Origin of the sequence: Yinghuangia soli (assembly GCF_021502675.1) — a bacterium.
GTDB classification, from domain to species: domain Bacteria; phylum Actinomycetota; class Actinomycetes; order Streptomycetales; family Streptomycetaceae; genus Yinghuangia; species Yinghuangia soli.
In genome coordinates this window covers 234085-243728 of sequence record NZ_JAKFHA010000003.1, presented here as the reverse complement: position 1 = coordinate 243728, position 9644 = coordinate 234085, and the positions used below count along the sequence as shown (strand labels likewise).

Genomic DNA, 9644 nt, shown 5'->3' with positions numbered 1-9644 from the left:
AGACCCGCATGACGACCAACGAGAACAAGCTCCGCGACTACCTCACCCGCGTCACCGCCGAGCTCGCCCAGGCCCGCAGCCGCCTGCGCGACGCCGAGGACGCCCGCACCGAGCCCATCGCGGTCGTCGGCATCGGCCTGCGCCTGCCCGGCGGCGTCGCGACCGCCGACGACCTGTGGCGCCTGGTCGCCGACGGGCGCGACGCCATCGGCGGCTTCCCCGCCGACCGGGGCTGGGACCTGGACGCGCTCTACGACTCCGACCCCGACCGGCCCGGCACGTCCTACACCCGGCACGGCGGGTTCCTCTACGACGCCGCGGACTTCGACGCCCGCTTCTTCGGGATCTCGCCCCGCGAAGCGCTGGCCGCCGACCCGCAGCAGCGCCTTCTCCTGGAGACCGCCTGGGAAGCGCTGGAGGACGCCGGCATCGACCCGGGCACCCTGCGCGGATCCGCCACCGGGGTGTTCGCGGGCGTCATCGCCCAGGAGTACACCCCGCGGCTCTACAAGACCCTGCCCGAGCGCGTCGACGGCTACGTGCTCACCGGCAGCACCACAAGCGTCGCCTCGGGGCGGCTGTCCTACACGTTCGGCTTCGAAGGCCCCGCCGTCACCGTCGACACGGCGTGCTCGTCGTCGCTGGTCGCCCTGCACCTGGCGGCGCAGGCCCTGCGCGGCGGCGAATGCGACCTGGCGCTCGCCGGCGGCGCGACCGTCATGGCCTCGCCCGGCATGTTCGTCGAATTCGCCCGGCAGCGCGGGCTGTCCGCGGACGGCCGCTGCAAAGCATTCGGGGCGGGCGCCGACGGGACCGGCTGGGCCGAAGGCGTCGGCGTCCTCGTCCTGGAACGCCTTTCCGACGCCCGGCGGAACGGCCACGACGTGCTCGCGGTCATCCGCGGCAGCGCCGTCAACCAGGACGGGGCCAGCAGCCAGCTCACCGCACCGAACGGGCCCTCGCAGCAGCGGGTGATCCGGCAGGCGCTCGCGAATGCGGGCCTCGCGCCCGGGGACGTCGACGCGGTCGAGGCGCACGGCACCGGCACGACGCTGGGCGACCCGATCGAGGCGCAGGCGCTCATCGCCACCTACGGCAGGAACCGGCCGGCGGACCGGCCGCTGTGGCTCGGCTCGCTCAAGTCCAACATCGGCCACGCCCAAGCCGCGGCAGGCGTCGCCGGGGTCGTGAAGATGATCCAGGCGATGCGCCACGGCACCCTGCCCCGGACACTCCACGCCGAGGAGCCCTCCCCGCACGTGGACTGGTCGGCGGGCGCAGTACGCCTGCTCACCGAGGCCCGTCCGTGGCCGGAGACCGGGCGTCCCCGCCGCGCGGCCGTCTCCTCCTTCGGAGTGAGCGGCACCAACGCGCACGTAGTGCTCGAGCTGCCGGACGACGCGGACCCTGCCGGCCCGGCCCGGTCCGACGACCCGTCGGCCACCGCCGCGGAGGCGACACCCCGCACTCCTGACGTCCTTCCCTGGGTGCTCTCCGCGAAGTCGGCGCGGGCCCTGCGCGGCCAGGCCGAGCGGCTGGGCGCGGCCGCGGCGGACACCGCCGCCGCGGACATCGGCTTCTCGCTCGCCACCACGCGCGCCGTCTTCGAGCAGCGCGCCGTGGCCGTCGGCACGCCCGGCGAACTCGCCCGTGCCGCAGCCGATGTGGCGCGCGGCGAGGCGTCTCCGCACGCAGTCGTCTCGGTCCCCGACGAGGCCCCCGCGTCGGGCAGGACCGTGTTCGTCTTCCCCGGGCAGGGCTCGCAGTGGGCCGGCATGGGAGCCGAGCTGTACGCCGAATCCCCGGTCTTCGCCGCACGGTTCGACGCCGCCGCGGGCGCGCTCGCCCCGTTCGTCGACTGGTCGCCCCGCGACGTCCTCACCGGCGACGACGCGTCGTGGCTCGATCGGGTAGACGTCGTGCAGCCGTTGTTGTGGGCGGTGTTGGTGTCGTTGGCCGAGGTGTGGCGGGCGCATGGTGTCGAGCCGGATGCGGTGGTGGGTCATTCGCAGGGCGAGATCGCGGCCGCGGTGGTCGCGGGCGGCCTGTCGTTGGAGGACGGCGCGCGGGTGGTCGCGCTGCGCAGCAAGGCGATCCTGGTGCTGGCCGGTTCCGGCGGCATGGCGTCCGTCGCGGAGCCCGAGGCGGTGGTACGCGGACGCATCGCGGCCTACGCCGGACGGGTGTCCGTCGCGGCGGTCAACGGACCCGGCCAGACCGTGGTGTCCGGGGAATCCGACGCCCTCGCCGAACTCGTCGCCGCCGTCGAGAAGGACGGCGGGCGGGCCCGCCTGATCGCGGTCGATTATGCATCGCACTCGGCGCAGGTGGACGCGATCCGCGCCGAGATCGTCGCGGCGTTGGCGCCGATCGCGCCGGTGCCGGGCTCGGTGCCGGTGTGGTCGACGGTGACGGGCGAGTGGATCGACACCGCCAAGCTGGACGCCGCCTATTGGGCGACGAATCTGCGGGAAACCGTGCGCTTCGCCGACGCCGTCCGCGGCCTTGCCGAGGACGGGCACGGCGTCTTCGTCGAGGTCAGCCCCCACCCGGTACTGACCGCCGCGGTCGAGGAGACCCTGGAGGAGTCGGACCGGGGCGCGGCCGTCGTGACCGGCACGTTGCGCCGCGGCCAAGGCGGACTGCGCCGCCTGTACACGTCCCTCGCGGACGTGTTCGTGCGCGGTGTCGCCGTCGACTGGCGGCCTGCTTTCGCCGGGACCGGCGCACGCCGCACCGCTCTGCCGACCTACGCCTTCCAACGCGAGCGCTTCTGGCTCGACACCGGCGAGTACACGCCGCCCCCGACCGAAGCCGACAGCGCGTTCTGGCGCCTCGTCGCCGACAACGACTCCGCCGGATTCGCCGAGGCCCTGGGGGCGGCACCCGAACTGGCCGGGCAGTTCGATGCGGTGCTGCCCGCGCTCACCGCGTGGCACGACCGCGAGCAGGCCGGAGCGACCGCCGACGCATGGCGGCACCGCGTCGTCTGGCGCCCGCTCGCCACGACGGCGGGCCGGCTGACCGGCACCTGGCTCATCGCCCACCCGCACGGCCCCGACGCCGACGGGTGGACCGCCGACCTGACGCGCGCCCTCACCGGAGCCGGTGCAACCGTCACCCCCTTCGCGGTCGACCACGCGGGCGCCGACCGCGCCACGCTGCGCGCCGCACTCGACCGGGCGTACACGGCCGCCGCGGAACCGGTCGCAGGTGTCCTCTCGCTGCTCGCCCTCACCTCCGGCACTCCTGCCTCCGGCACCCTTGCCGACCGGCCTGCCGCCCCCTGGGGCCTGGCCGCCAACGTCGCCTTGACCCAGGCACTCGCGGACCTCGGCGCCGAGGCCCGGACGGACGCCCGCCTGTGGCTCGCCACCAGCGGCGCTGTCGCGACCTCGCCCACCGACATCCTCGTCGCCCCCGAGCAGGCCCAGACGTGGGGCTTCGGGGTCATCGCCGCGGCCGAACTCGCCGAGGTCTGGGGCGGATTGCTCGATCTTCCGGCGCCCGGCGCGGACGCCGCCCGCGAACCGGTGGCCCCCGCCGCACTGGCCACGGTGCTCGGCGGTGCCTCCGGCGAGCGCGAAATCGCCCTGCGTCCGTCCGGCCTGTGGGTGCGCCGCCTGGTCCGTGCCCCCGGCACCGCCGCGCCCGCCAAGCCGTGGACGCCGACCGGCACGGTGCTGGTCACCGGCGGCACCGGCGCACTCGGCCGGCACCTCGCGCGCTGGCTGGCCGGACGCGGAGCCGAGCACCTGGTCCTGCTCAGCCGCTCGGGCGACCGGGCGGACGGGGCCGTGCAGTTCGCCGCCGAACTCGCGGAAAAGGGCACCCGCGTCACCTACGCGGCCGCGGACGTCGGCGACCGGGACGCACTCGCCGCCGCGCTCGACGGCATCCCCACCGACCTGCCGCTCACCGCCGTCTTCCACACCGCCGCCATCCTCGACGACGCGCTCATCGGCGACCTGACCCCCGAGCAACTGGACCGCGTTGCCCGTGTCAAGGCGGCCGGAGCCCGCAACCTCGATGAACTCACCGCCGGACACGACCTCTCGGCGTTCGTGCTGTTCTCGTCCGTCGCCGGCATCTGCGGCGTCCCCGGACAGGGCAACTACGCCCCCGGGAACGCCTACCTGGACGCGCTCGCCGCCCGGCGCCGCGGCCGCGGCCTGCCCGGAACCGCCGTCGCGTGGGGCCACTGGGCGGGCGGCGGCATCGCCGCCCCCGACGTCGAGGAGCGCCTCGCCCGGCAGGGCCTGGCCATGCTCGACCCCGCCCTCGCGGTGGACGCTCTCGGGCGCGTCCTCGACCACGACGAGCCGCACCTGGTCGTCTGCTCGATCGACTGGGAGCGGCTGTTCCGCGGCCGCGACCACCGGCTGGTCGCCGAACTCGTGTCCGGCGCACGGCAGTCCGCCGACCGCCGCGCGGACACCCTGACCGCGCCGCTCGCCGAGCGCCTGGCCGCGCTCGGCGACACCGACCGCCGCAGGCTCCTCGTCGACCTCGTCCGCACCCAGGCCGCCCTCGTCCAAGGCCACGCCTCGGGCGACGCCGTCGAGCCCGCCAGGCCGTTCCGCGACCAGGGCTTCGACTCGCTGACCTCCGTCGAACTGCGCAACCGGCTGAGCGCGGAGACCGGCCTGAGGCTGCCCGCCACGCTGGTCTTCGACCAACCGAACCCGGCAGCGCTCGCCGAGTTCCTGCGCGGCGAACTGCTCGGCGACGCCGCCGCGGACACCGCCGCCCCGTCCGCGGGGCGGGTCGACTCCACTGACGACCCGATCGCCATCGTGGGCATGGCGTGCCGGCTGCCCGGCGGGATCGCGTCGCCCGCCGATCTGTGGCGGACCGTGGCGGAGGGCGCCGACGTGGTCGGCGGCTTCCCGGCCGACCGCGGCTGGGACCTGGACGCGCTCTACCACCCCGACCCCGACCACCCCGGCACTTCGTACACGCGCAACGGCGCCTTCCTCGCCGGCGCACCCCTCTTCGACAGCGCGTTCTTCGGGATCTCGCCGCGCGAGGCGCTCGCGATGGACCCGCAGCAGCGCGTGCTCCTGGAAACCGCGTGGGAAGCGCTCGAAGGAGCCGGGATCGCCGCCGACACGCTGGCCGGCACCCGCACCGGTGTGTTCGCCGGAGCCGCAGGACACGACTACGCGGTCGGCCTCGACGACGTCCCGGCCGGGCTCGAGGGGTACCTCGGCACCGGCGGAGCGGGCAGCGTGCTGTCCGGGCGTATCGCGTACAGCCTCGGGCTCGAAGGACCCGCGGTCACGGTGGACACCGCGTGCTCGTCGGCGTTGGTGGCCCTGCACCTGGCCGTGCAGTCGCTGCGCGGCGGCGAGTCCGATCTCGCCCTCGCGGGCGGGGTGGCCGTGATGGCCACGCCCGGGATGTTCGTCGAGTTCTCCCGGCAGCGGGGGCTGTCCGCAGACGGACGCTGCAAGGCGTTCGGGGCGGGCGCCGACGGCACCGGGTGGGCCGAGGGGGCCGGGCTCCTCGTCCTCGAACGGCTCTCCGACGCGCGGCGCAACGGGCACCGGGTGCTCGCCGTCGTGCGCGGCTCCGCCGTCAACCAGGACGGTGCGTCCAACGGGCTGACCGCACCGAACGGTCCTTCTCAGCAGCGGGTGATCCGCCAGGCGCTCGCGAATGCGGGCCTTTCGCCTGCGGACGTCGACGCGGTCGAGGCGCACGGCACCGGCACGACGCTGGGCGACCCGATCGAGGCGCAGGCGCTCATCGCCACGTACGGGCAGGACCGGCCCGAGGACCGACCGCTGTGGCTCGGTTCGCTGAAGTCCAACATCGGCCACGCCCAAGCGGCCGCCGGTGTCGCCGGAGTCATCAAGACCGTCGAGGCGCTGCGGCACGGCGTGCTGCCCAAGACGCTGCACGCCGACGAACCCAGCCCACACGTCGACTGGTCGGCGGGCGCCGTGCGCCTGCTCACCGAGGCCCGCGACTGGCCCGAGACCGGGCGGCCGCGCCGCGCCGCGGTGTCCGCGTTCGGGGTGAGCGGCACCAACGCCCATGTCATCCTCGAACTTCCGGACGCCGCAGGCGAGGAACGAGCCGACCGGGACGACACCGGTACCGCCGACGCGCTCGTGCCCTGGGCCGTCACCGGAACGACCGAAGCGGCACTGCGGGCCCAGGCCGAACGCCTGAGCGCGCTCGGCTCCGCCGATCCGGTCGACGTCGGCTGGTCGCTCGCCACCACCCGGACGGCGTTCGGCGAACGCGCCGTCGTGATCGGCCAAGGCACCGAACTGCCCGCGGGGCTGGCCGCACTGGCCGCCGGCGAGGCGTCGCCCGCAGTCGTGCGCGGGCGGGCGGACGCGTCCGGCAAGACCGTGTTCGTCTTCCCTGGGCAAGGCTCGCAGTGGGCCGGCATGGCTGCGGAACTCCTCGAAGAATCAACGGTGTTCGCCAAGCGGTTCGCGGACTGCGCGAAGGCGCTGGAGCCGTTCGTCGACTGGTCGCCCGTCGAGGTCCTCGCCGCCGGGGATCAGGCGTGGCTCGATCGGGTGGATGTCGTGCAGCCGTTGCTGTGGGCGGTGCTGGTGTCGTTGGCCGAGGTGTGGCGGGCGCATGGTGTCGAGCCGGATGCGGTGGTGGGTCATTCGCAGGGTGAGATCGCGGCTGCGGTGGTCGCGGGCGGCCTGTCGTTGGAGGACGGCGCGCGGGTGGTCGCGCTGCGCAGCAAGGTGATCCTGGAGCTGGCCGGTTCCGGCGGCATGGCGTCCGTCGCCGAGCCCGAGCAGACCGTACGGGAGCGGATCGCCGCCTTCGCCGGGCGGGTGTCGGTGGCCGCGGTCAACAGCCCGGCCCAGACCGTGGTCTCCGGGAGCCCCGCCGACCTCGAGGACCTGGTCGCGCAGGTGACTGCCGATGGCGGGCGGGCCCGCGTGATCCCCGTCGACTATGCGTCGCATTCGGCGCAGGTGGACGCGATCCGTGCCGATATCGTCGCGGCGTTGGCGCCGATCGCGCCGGTGCCGGGTGCGGTGCCGGTGTGGTCGACGGTGACGGGGGAGTGGATCGACACCGCGAAGCTGGATGCTGCGTACTGGGCGACGAATCTGCGGGAGACGGTGCGCTTCGCCGATGCTGTCCGCGGCCTTGCCGAGGACGGGCACGGCATCTTCGTCGAGGTCAGTCCGCACCCGGTACTGACCGCCGCCGTCGAGGAGACTCTCGACGCCGAAGACCGCACCGGTGCGGTCCTGGGCACGCTGCGCCGCGAGCAGGGCGGACTGCGCCGCCTCACCACCTCGCTCGCCGAGGCCTGGGTACGCGGCGTCCCCGTCGACTGGCACGCCGCGTTCGCCGGGCACCGGCCCCGCCGCGTCGACCTGCCCACGTACGCGTTCCAGCGCACCCGCTACTGGCTGGACCCCGTGCGCCCCGCACAGCCGCCCACACCCGGCACCGGCATCGACGCCGAGTTCTGGAACCTGGTCCGCGGCGGCGATGCCGAAGCGCTCTCCGCCGCACTCGGCGCCGACGACACCCGGGTCACCGCATCGCTCGGCGATGTCCTTCCGGCGCTCGCGTCGTGGTGGGACAAGTCCCGGGCCGACGCGCGCACCGACGCCTGGCGCCATCGCATCGCCTGGCGGCCGCTGCCCGCGCCGGAGTCGCCGGCGTCGCTCACCGGACGCTGGCTGCTCGTCCGCTCCGACCGCACCGGTAGCGCGTGGACGGACCACCTGGCCGCCGTGCTCACCGCCGCGGGCGCCGAGGTGGCCGAGGTTCCCGTACCGGACGGCACCGACCGGGCCACGCTGCGGGCGCAGTTGCAGTCCCGGCTGAGCGAAGACACCGCAGGCATCCTGTCCCTGCTGGCGCTCGCCGACGGCACCGCCGCCGACTTCGACGCCGTGCCGTGGGGCGCGGCCGCGAACCTCCACCTCACCCAGGCACTCGACGACCTCGGGGTCGCCGGACGCCTGTGGCTGGCCACGAGCGGAGCGGTGGCCGCCGCGCCCGACGACGTGGTCCGGGCCGCCGACCAAGCCCAGACCTGGGGCTTCGGCGGCGTGGCCGCCGCCGAGTTCCCCGACACGTTCGGCGGACTGATCGACCTGCCCGCGTCGCCCGGGGATGCGGCGTCCGGCGACCGCATCGCCGCCGTGCTCGCCGGGACAGGAGAGAAGGAGGTCGCGGTACGCGCATCCGGCCTCCTCGCACGGCGCCTCGTCCGCGCCGCGCGCCCGCAAGGCGCCGGCGAACCGTGGACGCCCACCGGGACCATCCTGGTCACCGGCGGCACCGGAGCGCTCGGCACCCACATCGCGCGCTGGCTTGCCGCCCGCGGCGCCGAACACCTCGTGCTGCTCAGCCGATCGGCGGGAACCGCCCCCGACGCGGCACACTTCGCGGACGAACTCGCCACGCACGGTACCCGCGTCACCTATGCCGCGGCCGACATCGGCAACCGCGCCGAGCTGGCGACCGTACTGGACGGCATCCCTGCCGATCGGCCGCTCACCGCCGTCTTCCACACCGCCGCCATCCTCGACGACGCGGTGATCGCGGACCTGACCCCGGCCCAGATGCAGCGCGCGCTGCGCGTCAAAGCCATCGGCGCCCGCAACCTCGACGAGCTCACCCGCGGCCTCGACCTGACCGCATTCGTGCTGTTCTCGTCCGTCGCCGGCATCTGCGGCGTCCCCGGACAAGGCAACTACGCGCCGGGCAACGCCTACCTGGACGCCCTCGCCGAGCAACGCCGCGCCGCCGGCCTCCCGGCCACCTCCGTGTCCTGGGGCCACTGGGCGGGCGGCGGCATCGCCGCCCCCGAGATCGAGGAACGCCTCGGCCGGCAAGGCCTCACGATGCTCGACCCGGCGCTCGCCGTCACCGCCCTCGGGCGCATCCTCGACCACGGGGAAAGCCACCTGACCGTCTGCGACATCGACTGGGACGTCCTCTTCCGCGGACGCCGGCACCCCCTGGTCGCCGAGGTGCTGCGCAACCGCGCCGCGGCGACGCCGGGCGACGCCGACGACGCAGCCGCCGCCCCGACCGCGCCGGCCCGCCTCGCCGAGGTGCTCTCCGGCCTCGACGGGACGGCGCGCACCCGGCACCTGGCCAAGCTCGTCCGCGGGCTCGCCGCCACCGTCCAAGGACACCCGTCCGCGGACGCCGTCGACCCCGGAAAGTCCTTCCGGGACCAAGGGTTCGACTCCCTCACCGCCGTCGAACTGCGCAACCGCCTCGCGGCCGAGACCGGGCTGCGGCTGCCCGCCACGCTCGTCTTCGACCACCCCAGCCCGAACGCGCTGGCCGACTACCTGCGCGACACCCTCGTGCCGCGCATCGCCGCCACGCCCGCCGATCTGGAGGACGAACTCGACCGGCTGGAACACCTGTTCTCCGAAGTCGCCGGGCACGCCGACGGTGACCCGACAGCCGCCACCGCGGCAGCCGACTACACCCGTGTCGCCGCTCGGCTCGCGGCTCTCGCCGACCGCTTGAGCGACCGCGGGGCCCACCCGGAACCACCCCGCCCCGACACCGCCGACGGCGGCCTCGCCGACGCGATCGAGGCCGCAAGCGACGACGAACTCATCGCCCTCATCGGCAAGCAGTTCGGGATCGCCTGACCCCGCCCGGCCCGACCCGAC

General features: G+C 75.0%; 1 protein-coding gene. It reads left to right on the top strand.

Features of this window, described 5'->3' with window-relative positions; translation table 11 throughout:
* Positions 1–8 precede the first annotated feature (8 nt).
* On the top strand, positions 9–9623 hold the full coding sequence (locus tag LZ495_RS08000; RefSeq protein ID WP_235051301.1) for a type I polyketide synthase: 9615 nt from the start codon (positions 9–11) through the stop codon (positions 9621–9623).
* Positions 9624–9644: the final 21 nt, after the last annotated feature.

What these genes read in the sequence shown, in the direction of transcription:
- LZ495_RS08000 (WP_235051301.1), top strand. Translation starts at nt 9, where the DNA reads ATGACGACCAACGAGAACAAGCTCCGCGACTACCTCACCCGCGTCACC.